We start from the raw sequence: 18,040 nt of genomic DNA, 5'->3' as shown, positions 1-18,040 counted from the left end.
CTCCGGTGTCGCGGGGGACGCGTCGTATTCCCGCCCGATCGCGCGATCACGGTGTGATAGATCACGGCCCGTCAACCCCTCCCTACGGTCGCGTAGGTCACATCCGCGGGGAGAGGATGGTTGCCGTGGCAGACGATTCGAGAACAGCGATGACCGGCGGGATCGGGTCGTACGCGGCGATCGGTGACAGTTTCACCGAGGGCGTGGGAGACCCCGGACCCGGTGGGACGTACGTCGGATGGGCGGACCGGTTCGCGGTCCTGCTCGCCGACCGCAGACCGGAACACACCTTCCGGTACGCCAATCTCGCCGTGCGCGGCCGGCTGCTCGACCAGATCGTCGAGGAGCAGGTGCCGAGGGCGAAGGAACTCGCCCCGGACCTGGTGTCGTTCTGCGCCGGGGGCAATGACATCATCCGTCCGGGCAGCGACCCGGACGATGTGGCGGAACGGTTCGAACGGGCCGTCGCCGAACTGGCCGGGGCCGTCGGCACGGTGCTGGTCACCACCGGGTTCGACACCCGCGACGTGCCGGTACTCCGCCATCTGCGCGGGAAGATCGCCACATATACGGCCCATGTCCGGGCCATCGCCGACCGGTACGACTGCCCGGTGCTCGACCTGTGGTCGCTCCGGTCGGTGCAGGACCGCCGGGCCTGGGACGCCGACCGGCTGCATCTGTCGCCGGAGGGGCATACCCGGATCGCCCTGCGGGCGGCCCAGGTCCTGGGGCTCGATGTGCCCGCCGACCCCGACCAGCCGTGGCCGCCGGTCCCGGTCCGGGGCACGCTGGAGGTGCGGCGCGACGACATCCAGTGGGCCCGTGAGTATCTGGTGCCGTGGATCGGCCGCCGGCTGCGCGGCGAGAGCTCCGGAGACCATGTGGCGGCGAAGCGCCCCGATCTGCTGCCGCTGTGACCCCGGGGCCGCGGGCCCGCCCGTTGCGGGGGCGGGCCCGCGGACCCGGTCATTCGGCTATTCGGCTATCCGGTCGCCCGGTCATCCGGCCGTGCGGTTCACCGGTCAGGCGTACGTGTACCACTGGGTGTGGTCCAGCAGGCTCTGCGGCGTGGTGTTGGTCCACGGCGGCATGTTGTCGTTGAGGTCGATCACATCGGGCGTGTTCCCGTTGGGCAGGTACTCGGCGCTGGTCGGGTGGAGCGCGTGCCAGTCGGCCCAGAGCTTGTCGACGAACGAGTGGTGCAGCCAGAACACCGGGTCGTTCGGGGAGGTGGCGCCCTCCATGTGTCCCCAGACCCAGGTGTGGACTCGGTTGTGCATGGCCCGATAGCCGTCCGAGCCCTCCAGCCGGGAGCGGAAGCCGGCCGAACCGCTGGCGAACGGCGCCGAGTCGTACGTGGTCAGGGCCAGGGCCGCGTCGACATCGGACCGGGGCGGCAGGGTCGGTACCCAGGAGCCGAGGTCGCGCTTGAGGAAGACCCCGGTATCGACCCCGACGGTGATGTTCCACTTGCCCCCGGAGTAGGCGAAGGGGCCGTCCATGACCTGCTGGTCGAGGGCGCGTCCGGTGCCGCCGAGGAAGTCCGGCGCCCACAGCGACGAGGTGGGCGTGTTGTCGGCCGTCCAGTCCCAGTAGGGGATCGACACGGACGGGTCGATCTTCTGGAGCTCGTTCTCGAAGTCGATGAGGTACTTGCGGTGCCACGGCAGGAACGAAGGGCCGAAGTGGCCCACGTAGATCATGGTGTTCATGTCGAGGGCGAAGCGGAGCCGGTGGGCCTCGACGAACTGGTCGTACACGCCGATCCGCTTCACCTCCAGCACGGCGTCGGTGAACTTCTTCTTCTCGGCGGCCGTGAGGTTCGCCTGGTTCTTCCGTACGGTCATATCGCGGGCTCCCGGCTCAGACGGTGGGGTTGAAAGGCACGAGGTGGGCGCCCTTCAAGGTGTCGACCGCGGTCCGCGCTGCCTCGAGCGGGGTCGGGAACCGGGAGTAGTGGTTGACGGCGCTGCTCCAGCCGAACTTGCCGTGCTCCATGACATGGAGTTCGCGGCCGTCTATGAGCACGGTGAAGGTGCCGTGGCCGGAGTGGGAGCGGGCGGCGTGGCCCTCGGCGGGCAGCCCCTGGATACGGCGGCCGTGGAAGACCTCGTCGAAGGGCGCGGGCCCGTCGGCGGCGGCGGGGGTGTGCGCGGTGTGCTTGCCCGGCGAGCTGTCGGCGTTCGCGGTCGCGACGCCGACGAGCGCCGTACCGGCGGCGGCGCCTGCCGCGGCGCCGATGACCTGGCGGCGAGTGAATCTGGACATGACGAAAGGACCTCCGGTGGCTGAGTGGAGGGCGGCCCCCCGGGGTGTTCCGGGACCGCCGCGGCCATGACTACCCGGGCTGTGAAGATCGCAGAAGTGCGCATCTCCCGGTTGGCTGCCATTGGGTCATGTCTTCGCAGGCCATCGCGTTGCAGCGGGTGTTTCCCGGCTTCCGGCGGCGGGTGGGGCGACCGGCGGGGATGAAGATTTCTCCGTAGCGGCGTCACATTCGTGAAGATCTTGCGGTGAGGCCGGGTCGCCGGGCGCCCGGTCCATGATCGGAACATGGCCGGAAATCACGGAACGTCTTAATATGCGATGTCTGGCTTATCGGATTTTTCGGCCGGGTGGTGGGTGGTGGATGTCCCGGCGGGCCTGATCCCGGCCCCGGGTCATCCGATGCCGCTGCCGGCGATGCCGCCCGCTGCCGGGATCCGCTCCAGGACGCCACCGGCGAAGACGTCGTACAGCGGCAGCGTTTCCAGATGGACATAGCCGATATGGCAGTCGCAGACCGCCAGCGGGCAGGCCCGGGGGCGCAGCGCCGCGCGGTAGGAGCCGTCGTAGAGATTGCCCAGCTCGGCGCGGACGAAATGACAGCGCCGGACCGTCCCGTCGCCGTCGACGGAGATCACCGACTCGCCCGTACGGCAGGGCAGTCCCGCCGAGCGGTGCGGACGGCGGCTGTACGGGAACAGCGGGTCGATCGCCGTCCACGCGTCGGCCTCGGCGTCCTCGTAGGTCCGGCCCTCCGCCGCGTTCACCCACAGATAGACCCGCTCCGGCAGATCGGCGCGCAGCCGCAGGGCGTGCTCCTGGTGCTCGGGCAGGCCCACGATCCCCACACTGAACCGGATGCCCCGGTCCGCCAGTTCGCCCGCCTTGGCGAGGAAGCGGTCGTACGGCGTCTCGCCGGGGTGGTACGTGCACCAGAGCGCGAGTTTCGCGGGGTCGGCGTCGGCCAGCCACTCCGTACGGCAGCTGAGATTGGTCTGGATCGCCACCCGGCGGATGTGCGGCAGCCGGGACAGCTCCACCAGGGTCCGCCGGTACCAGGACCGGACGAGGCCCTCGCCCCAGGGGGTGAAGAGGACCGAGAGCCGGTCCCCGGTCTGTTCGGCCGCCCAGGTGGAGAAACGTTCCAGCGCGGCCCGGTCGGCCCGTAGCAGCTCCGGGGTGTCCCGGCGCTTGGCGAACGGGCAGTAAGGACAGTCGTAGTCGCAGGAGGCCAGCGGCCCCCGGTACAGCAGGGTCAGATCCATATCGGCGGACTCACTTCGGCTCGTACGCGGTCATCCGGGCCCGTACCGCGGGGGAGAACAGCTCGGGGCCCAGCGCGTCCGAGTGCGCGAGCCCCTCGGGGCTCAGCCGCAGCAGCCCCCCGGGCGCGGCCGGGTCCAGCCAGCCGAGGGCCGTGAACCGGGCCAGCTCGGGACCGAAGTCGTCCCCCGGATCACGGCCGAAGCGCTCCCGGTACTCCGCCACGGCCAGGCCCCGGGCCTGCAGCAGCGACTGGAGCAGATGGCGTCTGCGGGACTCCCGCGGGTCCATCGCGAAACCGACCTCGGCCCGGCCGAAGTCCTCGGTGCGGGTGTAGTCGTCGATGATGCCCCGCACCTCGGACGCGCCCACCGCGTAGTCGAAGGAGTAGTGCAGCCGGGAGGTGTAGGAACGGGCGCCGCAGCCCAGGCCGATCATGCCGTCCGTCTGGCAGGCGTAGTCGTCGGGGCCGCGCGCCGCACCCGCGCCCGGGGCGTCGGTGCGCCGGAACATCCGCATCGACACCTGCTCGTAGCCGTGGGTGAGGAGATGGTCCCGCCCCTGCCGGTAGAGCGCAAGACGCCGGGCGTCCCACTCCCGGTCGCTCTCCCGGGCCCGCCGGTCGAGACCGGTGAGCGGCCGGACGTACAGCGGATACAGATACAGCTCCTCCGGGCGCCAGGCGAGGGCCGCGTCGAGGGAGTAGCGCCAGCTGCGGGCGGTCTGGCCGCCGATGCCGTAGATCAGATCGATATTGAGGACGGGGATCCGGCTGTCCCGGATCCGGCCCAGCGCCGCCTCGACCTCCGCGGTCCGCTGGGGGCGGACCGCGGCCCTGGCCTCCTCGGCGACGAAGCTCTGCACCCCGACGCTCAGCCGGGTCGTGCCCCGGGCGGCGAGTACCGCGAGCCGGTCGGCGGTGGCCGTCGACGGCGAGGACTCCACCGAGAGCGGTATCGCCGTGAGATCGGCGCCCATCCGCTTCTCGGCGATGTCGCAGAGCCGCTCCAGCTCGTCGGCGGTCAGGAAGGTCGGGGTGCCGCCGCCGAACGCCGCGGCGGCGAACCGGACGGGACCGTCGTCGCCGAGCGCGTCCCGGACCGCCGTCGCCTGCCGGTCGAGGGCGTCGAGATAGCGGGTCGTCAGCTCGTCGGGCGCGCCGATCCGGGTGAAGAGATTGCAGAAACCGCAGCGGATCTCGCAGAACGGTATGTGGAGGTAGAGGGAGAGGGCGTCCTTGCGTTCCCCCGCCCACAGGGCCCCGAGACCGGGGCGGTCGTCGCCCAGCGGACGGTAGGCCGTCTTGTGCGGATACGCGTAGACGTAATGCAGGTACGGACGGGGGCGCTCGGGCGGTTCGGTGGTCATACGGCGGTCTCCAGCGGGGCGGGGAGAGCGGCCGGGCGGGCCGGGGGCTCCAGGAAGAAGTGGGCGTACGGCACGGTCCACACGGCCTCGTGACCCAGCCGGTGCCCCGTGTACCCGTCGTCGCCGTAGGTGGTGCCGTGGTCGGAGCAGACGATCGCGAAGCAGCGGCGGCGGCTCGCGGCGGCGGCGAACAGCCGCCCGATGTGCCGGTCGACGTACTCGAGGGCCGCCGCGTGGGTGGCGCGGGAGTCTCCGGCCTCCCGGGTGGCGCCCGGCAGATGGAACCAGTTCGGCTGGTGCAGCGACGGGACGTTGACAAAGAGGAAGAGGCGCCGGGCGCGGGGGAGCCCGGCGACGATCTCCTCGACCCGGTCGACCTGCGACGCGAAGGACGTCGGGGACGCCACCCCGAACTCCGGCTCCCAGTGGCTCTCCTGGAACAGACCGGGCAGGACGGAACCCAGCGGCCCCTGACGGTTGAAGAACCCGACCCCGCCCACGCACACCGTGCGGTAACCCGCGGCGGCCAGCCCCGACACCAGATCGGGTGTGTCGAAGACATAGGTGCCCCCGGCTGTCGTCTCACTGCCCGCGAAACGGGCGGCGAAGAGCCGGGGATGCGGACCCGGGACCGCGGGAGTGGGCAGGAACCCGGCGAACATCGCCTGGTGGGAGGCGTAGGTGAAGCTGCCGGGCGCGTGCCGGCGCTCCCAGCGGCCCCCGGGCAGATACCGGGCCAGATGCGGGATCCGGCCCGCCGCCGCCAACTCCTCGGCCACGTCGTACCGCAGGGTGTCGAGGGTCACCAACAGCAGATCGTCCCGCCCGACGACCTCGTTCATATCCGGCTCCCCGGACCCGCCGGAACCGGGCTCCCCGGCCGGGACGGCCGGAACGGCCGGCGGGAGCGGTCCGGTGGCCGCGGCCGTGTCGGTGAAGCCGGCGGAGTCAGCCTGTGGCACGTTCGTTCCCCGCTCTCGGTGCTGTGCTCGGTGCTGTGCTCGGTGGTGCGACCGCCGCCGACGGCGGTCCGGTACGGGCGGTTCCCGCCGGGACGGCGCGCGCGGCCCGTGCCCGTACGGCGGCGATCTGCGCCCCATAGGTGTCGAGCCCTTCGGCGCCGCCGCCCGGCAGCCCCATGAGGCCCGGCAGCAGATCCCCGAAGGCGTTCACCTCCCCGACGGCGAACCGGCGCCAGCCACGCAGCGGCAGCAGGTCGACACCGACCCGGAGCGCCGAGGGGAAGAGGGCCGCAGCCCGCTCGCAGATCGCCAGCGCCCCGCCCCAGTCGCCGCCCGCGCGTTCGATCGCCGACCGGGCCGCCGCCAGATCGCCGCGGGCCCCGCCCAGATGGAGATTGGTCATGGGGGAGCGGCTGGTCCGCAACACCGCGTGGGTGGCCCGGCCCTCGGTGACGACCACCCGCAGATCGGCGCTCCGCCGGTCCTGCGACGCCTTCGGCAGCCACCGCTCGATATGCAGCCCGTCCGGCGCCAGGGTGTCCACGATCGCGGCCACCTCGGCCTCGTCGGTGTAGTGCCGCACCCGGAGCGAGTTGAAGAGGCGGCCCCGCTCGTCGCGCTCGACGGACGTCGTAGCCCGGATCCTGCCCCCGCCCGCCGTCTGGACCGCGAGTACTCCCGAGGCCGACGAGCCGTGCGCGAGCTTCACGAACACCCGGTCCATACCGGCGTCCCGGGCCAGGGCCCGGACGTCGTCCCAGCCGCGGACCGGCGGCGCCTGAGTCCCCGACGTCGGGGACTCGGGCACCGGCACCCCCGCCGCCCGCAGCAACCCGTGGCAGAGCCGCTTGTCGAACAGGACGGCCAGCTCCGCCGGATCGTCCAGCGATACGCCGCCGGCCGCCGCCACGGCCGCCGACACCTCGCGCGCCGCGGCGACGAACCGCCCGTACCAGCGGCCCGACCCCTCCACCCGGGCCGGATCGTCACCGCCGCGCAGCAGCCAGTCCACCCCCCGGTCCTCGCCCGGCGAGTCGATCCGCACCCACTCGCCAGGGCGGAACTCCGCCACGCCGCGCAGGACCAGGATCCAGGGCACCACCCGCACCGGCGGCAGTCCGGCGGCCGCGGCCGCCGCCGCGAAGAGGTCCGCCCGGCGGCTCTCCGCGTGGGCGACCACCGCGAGCCGGGGCGGCCGGGCGGACGTCGTCGCGTTCATGGCGTCATTCGCCCACGGAGACGTAGCGGTCGTCCCAGTCGCCGTCCTGGTCCCACTCGTCGAACAGGGCGTCCTCGAGATCCACCTCCACGCCCGCGCCCTCCAGGGCGGCACGCAGCCGCTCCGCCATGGTCTTGGACAGATAGTGGTGGTTGAGGTCGAGCTTCTTCAGGTGCGTCAGCGGCTGCCCCTCCAGCAGCGCCTGGGCGCCTTCGTCGCTGAGGGTGCCCATCGACAGATCGAGCACCTCCAGCCGGGCGACCACGGGCGCGCCCGCCACCGCCGCCGCGATCTGGTCCTGCAAATCGCTGTTGCGCAGGGCCAGATGCCGCAGCTTCGGCAGCCGGACCCCGGTCAGGAACGGTTCCAGGTCCTCCACCGCGGACGTCGCCCCGTACCCGGACGTCCCCAGCCAGAGGTCGAGCACCTCCAGCGCCGGGAAGTCCGAGGCGGCGACGTCCCGTACCACCTGGACGTCGAGGCCACCGGTCTCGATCAGCAGCGTCCGCAGCCGCTCGTGCCGGACGGGCTCGATCCGCAGCTCCTGACCGCCGCGCGCCCCGAACTCCTCAAGACCCGGGAACGCCTTCAGCAGGGGTGAGAGCGACCCTTGGTTGATCCACGAGATCTCGCACTCGTCGGACGAGATGTCGCCGACGAAGAGCGACCGCAGCGTCGGGAACCGGCCGGCGGCGCCGACGAGCGCCTCCACGGCCGGCTCAGGACCGTTCTCGTACGCGTCCGACCAGGCGCCGACGATCAGGGCGCGGACGAGGGACGGGTCGACCACGGTCAGGAACCGGGCGAACTCCGCCTCCCACGCCACCTCGCTTTCGTAGCTCTCCACGGCGATCCGCCAGGCCACCGACTCGGTCGGCGGCAGTTCGACCTCGGTGCCCGTGTCGGGGAAGTCGAAGACGGGCAGGCCGTACAACTCCTGCAAATCGCTCATGGAAGAACTCCAGACACCGAGGGTGGTCGATCGGGTGATCGGTTCGATGGGGAGAAGTTCTACCAAGCCCCACTGACAACCGTTCGACCCGGGGTGGGACCACCGTCCTTCGGTCCCCCGGGCGGATCCGGGACCGGGGCCGATTGTCAGACCCTCCCCTTAGCGTTTCTCCCAGTTCGCCGCAGTCGGCGCCGAACGACGAGGGGAGAGCCATGTTCCGGCAGGGAGACGTACTGATCGCGCCCGTCGCCGAGGAGGCCGTTCCGGGGCATCTCGGCGACGCCCCGGCCGAACCGCGGGACTCCCGCGGGCGGATGGTGCTCGCGCTGGGCGAGGTCACGGGCCACGCCCACGCCGTGCTCGGAGCCGGCCGGCTGGTCCGGGAGCCGGGTCCTTTCGGTCCGCTCGTGCTCCATCTGCCCAAGGGCGGAAAGGTCGTCCACGAGGAGCACGCCGCCATCGACCTCCCCCGCGGCTGGTACCGGGTGATCCGGCAGCGCGAATATCTGCCGGGCTCGGTGCGCATCGTCGCGGACTGACCGCGCGGCACGGCACGACGGCACACCACGACACACGGGACACAGCACGACAGCACGACAGCGAGACGGCATCACAGCACGACAGCAGTTCGGAAACAGCGGAACCAACGAGAGTCCCGGGCCAGGGCCGGGCGACAGGGGCGGGGAGAGACCGATGCTTCAGGTCGAGGACGTCGACACCATGGGCAAGTGGCGGGCGGTCGCGGCGGCGACCGGACCGGCGGACCGGGCCGCGGCCGAGGACGGCGTGCGCCGGGCCTACCGCGAAGCCGGGCTGACCGCGCCCGAGCGGATCATCTGGGTGGGATCGCCGCGGGAGGCGGTGACCCTGTTGCGGACCATCGGCGCCGAGCCCGGTCCCTCCGTCCGGGACCGGGTCCGCACCCGCCCCTGGGCGGACGAGCGCCGCCGGGTCCACGGCGAACTGGGCCCCGGGGGCTGGACCGAGCTGTGGAGCGCGACGGGCGCCCGGCTCTGGGACACCACCCGGGCCCTCGCCGATCGCATCCGGGCCGGAGTGCTGGAACAGCTCGTGGCACAGGCCGTCCTCGCCGACCGGGACGGCGACGGCGACGCGATCACCCCCGAGCAGGCGGCCCGCGATCTGGAGACCGAACTGCGCCAGGTGCTCCTCGACGCGGTCCTCGGGCAGCACGACGCCGCCTGGCTCGCCGCCTTCGACGGCCGCAGCGACCGGCTCCGGCCCCTCGCGGACATCGCCGTCGCCGCCGGCTGGTGGTGGCCGTACGAGAACGCCGTGGTGATCTGCGAGCGCCCCGTCGAACTCCATCGCGACGAGGCCGGGCGGCTCGACCACGGCGCGGGCCCCGCCCTGCTCTTCCCCGACGGCTTCGCCCTGCACGCCTGGCGCGGTATGCCGGTGCCCGCCGCCTTCCTCGACGAGCTGACGTCGCTCGACCCGGCCCGGATACGGGACGAGGAGAACGCCGAACTGCGCCGCGTGATGCTGGAGTTCTACGGGTACGACCGCTATCTCGCCGAGTCGGGCGCCGAGCCCGTGCACCGGGACGAGACCGGCACGCTCTGGCGGATCCCGATGACGGGTGACGAGGACGTGGTCATGGTCGAGGTGCTCAACAGCACCCCCGAGCCGGACGGCACCACCAAAACGTACTGGCTGCGGGTGCCACCCGGCACCTCCACCGCCAAGGCGGGCGTGGCCTGGACCTTCGGTCTGGAGGAGGGGGAGTACGTGCCGCTGCGCCAGACCTGAGGCACGGGATCGGGACACGGCCCGCCGCCGCCGGGCGGGCCGGGCGTCAGCCGGAGGTGTGCCGCCGGAGCCGGTGGCGTACCGCGCGCTGGCCCAGCGGGCCCAGCTCGTCGAGGACGGCGGCCAGTTCCCCGAGCCGCTCCAGCGCGTCGAGGGCCCGGCCCGCGCCGTCGGGGTCGACGCCCTCGTACAGCTCCAGGCCGATGAAGGCGGCGGAGACCGCCCGGGCCAGCCCGGGCGGGTCGGTGAACTCGCCGAGCGGGGTGTCCCGCAGGACCCGTACGAGCACCTTCTCGATCTCCGCTATCCACAGTTCAAGACCGGCCGTGGTCGCGGGACCGAGCCGGGGCTGGGTCTGGGCCCCGGCGAGCAGCTGGGCGAGGGCGGTGACACTGCCGTTCTCCCGCTCCTCCCGGTGCATCTCGCGGCCGAAGGCCAGCAGCTCGGCGAGGGAGCCGACGGACTCCAGCCGCGGCCGGTAGCGCTCGACGCGCTCCCGGGCGCCGTGGCGGCACGCCTCCGCCAGCAGATCGTCCACCGAACCGAAGTGGTAGAAGACCAGCGCCTGGTTGACCCCCGCGGCGGCGGCGATGTTCCGGGCCGACGCCTTGGCGATGCCGTGTTCCGTGAGGGTGCGCAGGGCCCCTTCGAGCAGCTTCAGCCTGGTCTCCTGGCTCACGCCCGTATCTCCTCGCGTACCGGGCGCAGTCCGGCGCGCACCCCGCACGAGCCTATGTCCCGGTAGGTGGCGGTGAACGACCCCTCGTAGCCGAAGAGCGGCCCGAACCGCCGGTTGGTCACCCGGACCCGGATCCGGAAGCGGCCCGTGGCGTCGTCGTACGACTCCCGTACCTCGGCGTCGCCGCCGATCAGTTCCGGCACCCGGACGTCCACCGGCCCCTCGCGGAACCGGTGTATCCCCGAACGGATCAGCAGGGATCCGTCGGGCTCGACGCTCGGATGGAGTTCGGAGGCGAGGTGCTGATGGGTGCCGAGATAGTCGAGGACCCGGTCGCCGCGCGGGTCGAGGACCATCGTCGCGTCGAAGCGCCGGGGCCCGCCGGGGAAGGCGAAGGTGCGGACGAAGGTGACGGTCTCACGGCCGAAGGAATCGCGGTACGGCACGTTCTCGATGACGAACGGGATCAGGCGCCCGGCGCGGGGCAGCAGGATGTGACGGCTCGCGCCCAAGGCGAGGAAGGGTTTCAGCAGGGGTGCGGCGAGTGGGGAGTCACCGTGCCAGATCCGGTCCATCACACCCCGGCCGGTACAGGCCTCGCCCCCGGTGAGACCGACGGAGAAGCGGCGGCGCAGTGCGGGATGGAGCCGGTCGAAGGCGTCGTCGCCCATGGCGGCGCGGAAGATCGAGGTCATGGCGTTCCAATGCGGTGAGCAGGGCGGGCTTACGGGCCGGGTCGCGCGGTGTGCGGAGACAGCGGCGGGCCGCCGGGGTGCCGGGCAGCGGCGGCAGCAGGATGACGGCGGCGACGACGGCAGGCAGGGCGAAGGGCCCGGCGACCGCGGCCGTGAGCGCGACGGCGCCGACCCGGGCGAGGACGTCGGCGACGGTGTGCGCCAGCGCGCGCCCGGGTCCTGTGCCCCGCTCGCACCAGATCCGGAGCCGGTCGAAGGACCAGGCGGTGGCCCAGCCGAGCAGTGGCCGGACCACCAGCCGGTCGACGGCCGCGCCGAACCGGCCCCCGGGAGGCCGGTAGTCGTAGCCGGTGAGGAAGCGGATCCCGTCCGGTGCCGGGATGTAGCGCCAGTACCCGCTGCCCTCCCGGATCGGGGAGAGCGGGTGGCGGGACGCGAACCGCAGCGCCGACACCCGTCCGCCGTCGGGCCGTCGCCGCTCACCGGCGCTCACACCGGTACCGCTCACGGTGAGGAGGGGCAGCAGCCGGGTGGCGTACCGGAATCGCCGGGGGGTGTCCGGGACGCCGGGCAGAAGGTCGATCTCGGTGAACCGCGCGTCCCAGCGCCGGTGCTGATCCGGCTCCTGGGTGCGCTCCCAGAGCGTTTCCATATCGGTCCGGATCAGTGTCTCGATGTAGAGGCCCATGACCGTTCCCCCTCGCCGCGGCATCTTTTGAGCGACTGCTCAAAAGGACGGTAGCGGGATTTGAGCGATCGCTCAAGCCCTACTGTCGGGGCTGCTGTCAAGAGCATGACAACCCCTGTGTCGTCTTCGGAAGTCCGTCACGCGCACAGTCGTCGCGCGTAAGGCCGTCAGCGGAGCGCCGCGGTCAGTTCCTCGCGCTCCAGGCCCAGTTCACGGGCGAGCGCCTCGTCGGTCCAGGCCAGCATGGCGGCGCGGGAGAGCGTTCCGGCGTACGAGGTCATCTGGACGGCGAGGCCGTCCAGAAAGGCCGTCAGCCGCCAGGCGGCCGCCGCCGGGTCGGGGCAGGGGAACTCGCCCGCGGCGGCCCCTTCGGCGATGACCTCCGTGAGCGCGGCCTTCCACTGCTGGTCGAGATCGCGGGCGACCTCCCGCAGGGCGGGCTCACGGAGCGAGGCCGCCCAGCCCTCGATCCAGAGCCGCCAGCCCTTGGCGGTCCCCGTGGGCGCGTACCAGCGCACCGCGGCGCGCAGCCGCCGTACGGCCGTCGTCCTGCGGCCCAGCAGTTTCCGCAGATGGGCGAGGTCGGCGTCGGCGGCGTGGGTGAAGGCTGCCGCGACCAGCTTCTCCTTGGTGGAGAAGTGGTACAGCACCAGGGCGTTGCTCACCCCGAGGACCGCGGCGATATCGGCGATCCGCACCTCCGCGACGCCCCGCAGCTGGATCTGCTCGACCGCGGCGTTGAGGAGGTCCTCACGCCGCTGCGCCACGCTCAGCCGGACTCTAGCCACGCGTTCACCCTACACAGCGGATCTTGACCGGGCCGGGGCGGTGGTCGGGCTCCGGCCACGGGCCGTGCCGTGTCCGTGGCCGGAGCCGGTCCGCGCGGGGCGGGCCCGCTCGCCGTCAGCCGGATTCCCCGAAGCGTTCCGCGATCAGCGGCAGCCGTTCCGCGACGATCGCGTGGGCCGCCGCGCGGGGTGTCGTACCGTCAGCTTCGGCCCTGGTGAGCATCGCGCCCACCAGGTCCCGCATCGAGCCGCGGAGCCGTGCGAACGCCTCGTCGGCGTCGGCCCCGATGTCTCCGAAGAGGGTCCACCACCACCAGGCGTTCGTCCCGGAGTTGACCACCACGTCCGGCAGGACGGTCACCCCGCGCCGGGCCAGCAGCGCCTCCGCGTCCGGCAGGACCGGCATATTGGCGGCCTCGACGACCCAGCGGGCCCCGATCAGGGCCGCGTCGTCCGTGTCGATCGCGTACGACACCGCCGCCGGTACGAGTACCTCGGCCCGGGCCGACAGCCAGGCGTCGCCCGGCAGTTCGGTGTCCTCCGGGCGGAGCGCGGCGCGGTCGACGGCTCCGTGCCCGTCCCGGGCCGCCAGGAGGGCGTCCACGTCGAGCCCCCGCGGATTGGCGATGGTGCCCTTCACATCGGCGACCGCGACGATCAGCAGCCCCGCGCGGGACAGGAAGCGGGCCGTCGCCCCGCCCATCGTGCCCAGGCCCTGGAGCGAGACCCGCGTCCCCGCGTGCGGTTTCCCCGTCCGGTCCAGGGCGGTCAATACGGCCTCGGCGACCCCGCAGCCGCCCGCCAGCTCGTCGAGACCGATGCCGTCGACCTCCACGGCGAAGGCCGCCGCGAGCCGCCGCCGGGCCTCGGTCTCGTCGTCGAGCAGCCGGTAGACGGACTGGATCGTGGAGACGAGCCCCGCCTCACGGGCCGCCCGGTCCACGGTGTCCTGGGTGAGCCCGAGATCCTCCCCGGTGGCCCACATCGTCTCCACGTACGGACGTACCGCCCGCAGGAAGCGGACGAGAACCCCGTACGCCGCCGGATCCCGCGGATCGCAGTCCACCCCGCCCTTCGCGCCGCCGAGCGGGATGTATCCGCCCGCCGGGGCGTCCGGGGCGTAGTGCAGCGCCTCCTTCATTGTCATCCCCCGGGCCAGCCCCGCCACCTCCGACAGGGTGCAGCCAGCCCGCATCCGCAGCCCGCCGCTGGCGACCCCGCGGACGAGCCGGTCGATGACGAGATGCCCCTGTCGGCCCGTCACCGGATCGGTCCAGGTGAGCGACAGGAAGGGGTGATCGGTCATGGCGATGGCTCCTGAGGGTCGGCCGGGGCACACGGTTCGGCGAGGTGGCCGCACAGCCATCCGACTGAACCGTCGTTCAGTATCGAAAGCCCGTCCGGCCGATGTCAATGTGATCGTCGGCGCACGACGGCACGACGGCACGACGGCACGACGGCACGACGGCGCGAGGGCGCGACGGCACGGCGCCACGGCGCCACGGCGCCACGGCGCCAGGGCGCGAGGGTGAGAGGGTGAGAGGGCGTAGGGGAGTGCGGGACGGAACGGGGTCGCGGGGGCGTACGCGCGGCGCGGCCCGACGCGGGGCGGCCGGCCGTGACCGGCATGGCGGCGGCACCCCGCTGCCGACGTTCGTCACCTCGGTGACGGCGGAGCGGTCGAGAACGCCCGCACCCGCCTCACCAGCGCGTTCACCGTTCCCGGTCCCGTAAGGGCCGCCCGTGCGGCCGATTCGGACGCCGTGCCGCGGTCGCCCGGCACATAATAATGAATGAGGATCCCGAGATCAGGAGGTGCCGTGTCCGGAGCCGGCTCACCCCGTACGCTGCGAACCCGGCTGCGCGCGCTGCGCCCCGAAGCGTTCGGCGCGGACCCCGCCGGAGCCCGGCTGGAGCGGATCCTCGGCTCGCCCCACTTCGAGAACGGCTCGTTCCGCAACCCCGTGGGGGCCAGGACCCGGCCCTCCGGTGCCTCGATGATGGAGATGGCCAAGGTCTACTTCGACAAGGAGGCGCGGGTCCGCAGGGCCCCCGCCGGGCCGATCCCGCTGCACCCCACGACCGCCGCCGATCTCGCGCGGCCGCCCGCGACCGGGCTGCGGCTGACCTGGATGGGGCACTCCGGCGTCCTCGCCGAGATCGACGGGCGGCGGGTCCTCTTCGACCCCGTCTGGGGCGAGCGCTGCTCCCCCTTCTCCTTCGCCGGGCCCAAGCGGCTGCATCCGGTGCCGCTGCCGCTCGCCGCGCTCGGCCCCGTGGACGCCGTGGTGATCTCCCACGACCACTACGATCATCTCGACCTGCCCACGATCAAGGCCCTGGCCTCGACCGACACGATCTTCGCGGTGCCTCTCGGCGTCGGCGCCCATCTGGAGCGCTGGGGTGTCCCGGTCACCCGGCTGCGCGAACTGGACTGGAACGAGTCGGCCGAGATCGCCGGGCTGCGGCTGACCGCCACACCCGCCCGCCACTTCTGCGGGCGCGGCCTGCGCAATCAGCAGCACACGCTCTGGGCGTCCTGGGTGGTCGCCGGGGCGGAGCACCGGATCTACCACAGCGGCGATACGGGATATTTCCACGGTTTCCGTGACATCGGCCTGGAACATGGGCCATTCGATGCCACGATGATTCAAATCGGGGCATATTCGGAGCACTGGCCGGACATTCATATGACTCCCGAGGAGGGGCTGCGCGCCCATCTCGACCTCCAGGGGGGCGAGCCCGTCGGCGTCATGCTGCCCATCCACTGGGGCACCTTCAATCTGGCCCCGCACCCCTGGTCCGAGCCCGGTGAGGGGAGCGTGACCGCCGCCGCCCTCACCGGGGCCAGGCTCGCGCTGCCGGTCCCCGGCCGGCCCTTCGAGCCGACCGGCGCCGACGTGCCGGGGGAGCTGTGGTGGCGGCCCGTCGCCGCGTGTCCCGCCGACGGTCCCGGCGCCGTCACGGCAGACGCGCCCGATCCCGCACGGAGCCCGGCCCCCGGCGGGCGCCCGCCCGCCGCGGGCGCCGACAGCCCCGAGGTCGCCCCCACGGCCTGAAGCCGCCCTCGTGGTGTGAGGACGTCCTCACACCACGAGGTCACCGTCCGTGTACTCACCCGGGGCGCATCCGGCCGCCCGCGCCCTCGGTGCGTGCCCCGCGCGCCGGTGCCGCGCCCGTCGCGCCCGGGGCCGGAATCGGGCTGGAGTGCGAGCCCTCATCCCGGAGCGGGACGAAGGCCGGGCAAGTTCGGCAACTGCCCCTCGCACCGCACACCGCGACGACTACCGTGTGTCGCCGGTGATCAACACCGTGTGTCTTTCCTGAGGTGGCGAAAGGCCGCCGACGGCCGGGGCACGGAACCGGATCACCGGACAAGCACCCAGTACGCGGTACGCCGGGCCCTGGGGAACCACGCACCGAGGACCACCGATGTCTGAACTACGCGCATCCGACCCCCGGCCCGCCCGCCGCGAGGACGGCGGGCGGCACGGCAGGCAGGGCGACCGGCCGGAACCACCGGCCGGCGGAGGCCGTCCGGCGCGACAGGGGAGGCCCCGCCCGGCGGTCCGGCTGCGTCCGAGGCTGTTGCGTACGGCGGTCCTCCCCGCCCTCACCGCCGCCCTCAGCGGCGCCACCGCGGTCGCCTTCACCGTGCAGACCACCGGCCCCCGCCCCTCCGCCACCCTGTGGGCCGTCCTCGGTGTCTCCGCCGTCCTGGCCATGGCCTCCGTCGCGGCCGCCGCCATCGGTGCCGACCGGCTGGCCGGTACGGTCCTCTCCCGCACCGCCCTGCTGCGCCGCACCGTCGAACGGGAGCGGACCGAGCTGGCGGCCGTCGTCGAGGGGATCCGGCGGGGCGAGGGCCCACCGCCCGCCCACCCACCGGAGGACGACCCGCCCGACCCGCACGACGAGACCGATCCGCACGACGAGAGCGACCCGCAGGACAAGACCGATCCGCCCGACGGCGACGAGCTGGACCTGCTCGCCCGCGAACTGGTCCGCTTCCGCGAGAGCGCCGTCGCCGCCGTCGTCCAGGCGTCCAGGCTCTCCAGCAGCGCCGGCGACGAACAGAAGGTCGAGGTCTTCGTCAACCTCGCCCGGCGCCTCCAGTCCCTCGTCCACCGGGAGATCCAGCTCCTCGACGAGCTGGAGAACGAGGTGGAGGACCCCGAACTCCTCAAGGGCCTGTTCCACGTCGACCATCTCGCCACCCGGATCCGCCGCCATGCCGAGAACCTGGCCGTGCTCGGCGGAGCGGTCTCCCGCCGCCAGTGGTCCAACCCCGTCACCATGACCGAGGTCCTGCGCTCCGCGATCGCCGAGGTCGAGCAGTACCCCCGGGTCAAGCTCGTCCCGCCGGTCGACGGCACCCTCAGGGGCCATGCCGTCGCCGACGTCATCCACCTCCTGGCCGAACTCGTGGAGAACGCGACACTCTTCTCCGCCCCCCACACCCAGGTCCTGCTCCGGGCCCAGTACGTCACGGCGGGGCTCGCCGTCGAGGTCGAGGACCGCGGCCTCGGCATGCCCGCCGACGAACAGGCCGGGATGAACGCCCTGCTGGCCGACCCCGACCAGGTCGATGTGGCCCACCTCCTCCAGGACGGGCGTATCGGACTGTTCGTCGTCTCCGCCCTGGCCCGCCGCCACGGCATCGCCGTACGCCTCCGGAACAACATCTACGGCGGCGTCCAGGCCGTACTCGTCCTGCCCCGGGGACTCCTCGGCACCGACCCCGAGGGACTGGGGACGAGCGGCGCCCTCGCCCCGGCCGCCTCCGGCCGTACCCGCCGCGCCCGTACGGCCCCGGCCGCGCCGCCCCCCGGAGCCGTACCGCCCGGTGCCGTACCCGCCCCCGCCCGGGCCGAGGGTTCCGGCGACCGGCGGCCCGCCTACCCGGCCCCGCAGCCGCCCGGCCCGCTGCCGATCCGCTCCGCCGACCCGGGCAGGCCCAATCCGGCCACCACCGCCGTACCCCCCACCACTCCGCGCCCCCGCCCGGCCGAACCGGCCCACCCCCCGGTGGCGTACGAACCCCACCTCGCGGGCGCGCCCCGCCATGCCGCGCCGACCGCCCCCGACCGGCCGCTGCTGCCCCGCCGCCGCGTCCAGGAACACCTCGTCCCCCAACTGCGGACGCCCCCCGCGCCCCGCAGGCCCGACGAGAGCACGGTCCACGACCCCGGACTGATGGCCGCCTTCCAACGCGGCATCACGCTCGCCGAGGCCGCCGAGGCCGCCGAGACCCGGCAGTGGCCCGACCGGCCGCACGCGGTACCACCAACCCCCCACACCCCGGCCACCCCGAGCACCTCGCACGCCCCCGGCAGCGCGCCCGCCGACCCGTGGCGCCACGACACCACCACCAAGGAGTAGATGCAC

Annotated in this window: 16 protein-coding genes and 1 pseudogene; 5 read left to right on the top strand and 12 right to left on the bottom strand. The window is 73.1% G+C overall.

Going from position 1 to position 18,040, the window contains the following annotated elements:
• Window positions 1–116 precede the first annotated feature (116 nt).
• Window positions 117–917: an SGNH/GDSL hydrolase family protein gene (locus tag ACFXG1_RS14815; protein WP_384742670.1), complete on the top strand. Its 801-nt coding sequence runs from the start codon at window positions 117–119 to the stop codon at window positions 915–917.
• 105 nt (window positions 918–1,022) lie between these two features.
• Here ACFXG1_RS14815 and ACFXG1_RS14810 read toward each other — a convergent pair whose 3' ends face one another.
• From ACFXG1_RS14810 to ACFXG1_RS14780, 7 genes are all read right to left on the bottom strand, one after another.
• Window positions 1,023–1,847, bottom strand: a complete 825-nt coding sequence (locus ACFXG1_RS14810) for a tyrosinase family protein (RefSeq protein ID WP_384720965.1) — start codon at window positions 1,845–1,847, stop codon at window positions 1,023–1,025.
• 16 nt (window positions 1,848–1,863) lie between these two features.
• Window positions 1,864–2,268 carry a tyrosinase cofactor gene (locus ACFXG1_RS14805; protein ID WP_384742667.1) on the bottom strand — a complete coding sequence of 135 codons (405 nt, stop codon included), beginning with the start codon at window positions 2,266–2,268 and terminating at the stop codon, window positions 1,864–1,866.
• Between the two features lie 392 nt (window positions 2,269–2,660).
• Complete coding sequence (locus tag ACFXG1_RS14800; RefSeq protein ID WP_384720959.1) at window positions 2,661–3,530, bottom strand: STM4011 family radical SAM protein; 870 nt, start codon at window positions 3,528–3,530, stop codon at window positions 2,661–2,663.
• Between the two features lie 10 nt (window positions 3,531–3,540).
• Window positions 3,541–4,896, bottom strand: a complete 1,356-nt coding sequence (locus tag ACFXG1_RS14795; RefSeq protein ID WP_384742663.1) for an STM4012 family radical SAM protein — start codon at window positions 4,894–4,896, stop codon at window positions 3,541–3,543.
• On the bottom strand, window positions 4,893–5,738 hold the full coding sequence (locus ACFXG1_RS14790) for an STM4013/SEN3800 family hydrolase (RefSeq protein WP_384722755.1): 846 nt from the start codon (window positions 5,736–5,738) through the stop codon (window positions 4,893–4,895). The genes ACFXG1_RS14795 and ACFXG1_RS14790 overlap by 4 nt, the downstream gene beginning before the upstream one ends.
• A gap of 106 nt (window positions 5,739–5,844) precedes the next feature.
• Window positions 5,845–7,077 carry an STM4014 family protein gene (locus ACFXG1_RS14785; protein ID WP_384742660.1) on the bottom strand — a complete coding sequence of 411 codons (1,233 nt, stop codon included), beginning with the start codon at window positions 7,075–7,077 and terminating at the stop codon, window positions 5,845–5,847.
• Between the two features lie 4 nt (window positions 7,078–7,081).
• Window positions 7,082–8,029: an STM4015 family protein gene (locus ACFXG1_RS14780; protein ID WP_384718012.1), complete on the bottom strand. Its 948-nt coding sequence runs from the start codon at window positions 8,027–8,029 to the stop codon at window positions 7,082–7,084.
• 212 nt (window positions 8,030–8,241) lie between these two features.
• On the opposite strand from ACFXG1_RS14780, the gene ACFXG1_RS14775 reads away from it, so the two are divergent.
• On the top strand, window positions 8,242–8,568 hold the full coding sequence (locus tag ACFXG1_RS14775) for a hypothetical protein (RefSeq protein WP_384718010.1): 327 nt from the start codon (window positions 8,242–8,244) through the stop codon (window positions 8,566–8,568).
• A 154-nt stretch (window positions 8,569–8,722) separates the two neighbouring features.
• The gene (locus tag ACFXG1_RS14770) at window positions 8,723–9,802 is read left to right on the top strand and encodes a DUF6745 domain-containing protein (RefSeq protein WP_384718008.1); all 1,080 of its coding nucleotides are present in this window, start codon (window positions 8,723–8,725) and stop codon (window positions 9,800–9,802) included.
• Between the two features lie 46 nt (window positions 9,803–9,848).
• On the opposite strand, the gene ACFXG1_RS14765 is transcribed toward ACFXG1_RS14770, so the two are convergent.
• From ACFXG1_RS14765 to ACFXG1_RS14745, 5 genes and pseudogenes are all read right to left on the bottom strand, one after another.
• Complete coding sequence (locus tag ACFXG1_RS14765; protein ID WP_384718006.1) at window positions 9,849–10,481, bottom strand: TetR/AcrR family transcriptional regulator; 633 nt, start codon at window positions 10,479–10,481, stop codon at window positions 9,849–9,851.
• Window positions 10,478–11,176 carry a DUF4166 domain-containing protein gene (locus ACFXG1_RS14760; protein ID WP_384718004.1) on the bottom strand — a complete coding sequence of 233 codons (699 nt, stop codon included), beginning with the start codon at window positions 11,174–11,176 and terminating at the stop codon, window positions 10,478–10,480. The genes ACFXG1_RS14765 and ACFXG1_RS14760 overlap by 4 nt, the downstream gene beginning before the upstream one ends.
• 1 nt (window position 11,177) lies before the next feature.
• Window positions 11,178–11,864 (bottom strand): annotated as a pseudogene (locus tag ACFXG1_RS14755) (hypothetical protein); the annotation flags it as partial.
• 167 nt (window positions 11,865–12,031) lie between these two features.
• Entirely contained in the window at window positions 12,032–12,652 is a 621-nt protein-coding gene (locus tag ACFXG1_RS14750) for a TetR family transcriptional regulator C-terminal domain-containing protein (protein WP_384718002.1), read from the bottom strand.
• A 115-nt stretch (window positions 12,653–12,767) separates the two neighbouring features.
• Window positions 12,768–13,958, bottom strand: a complete 1,191-nt coding sequence (locus tag ACFXG1_RS14745; protein ID WP_384742654.1) for a Glu/Leu/Phe/Val dehydrogenase dimerization domain-containing protein — start codon at window positions 13,956–13,958, stop codon at window positions 12,768–12,770.
• Window positions 13,959–14,472: 514 nt separating this feature from the next.
• On the opposite strand from ACFXG1_RS14745, the gene ACFXG1_RS14740 reads away from it, so the two are divergent.
• Both ACFXG1_RS14740 and ACFXG1_RS14735 read left to right on the top strand, forming a co-directional pair.
• Window positions 14,473–15,711, top strand: a complete 1,239-nt coding sequence (locus tag ACFXG1_RS14740; protein WP_384721592.1) for an MBL fold metallo-hydrolase — start codon at window positions 14,473–14,475, stop codon at window positions 15,709–15,711.
• 373 nt (window positions 15,712–16,084) lie between these two features.
• Window positions 16,085–18,034, top strand: coding sequence for a sensor histidine kinase (locus ACFXG1_RS14735; RefSeq protein WP_384742651.1), 1,950 nt, complete (start codon window positions 16,085–16,087; stop codon window positions 18,032–18,034).
• Window positions 18,035–18,040: the final 6 nt, after the last annotated feature.

It is taken from the genome of Streptomyces sp. NPDC059248 (genome assembly GCF_042753905.1).
GTDB lineage: Bacteria > Actinomycetota > Actinomycetes > Streptomycetales > Streptomycetaceae > Streptomyces.
The sequence above is the reverse complement of the archived record's forward strand: the minus strand, read 5'-3'. Positions and strand labels throughout refer to the sequence as shown.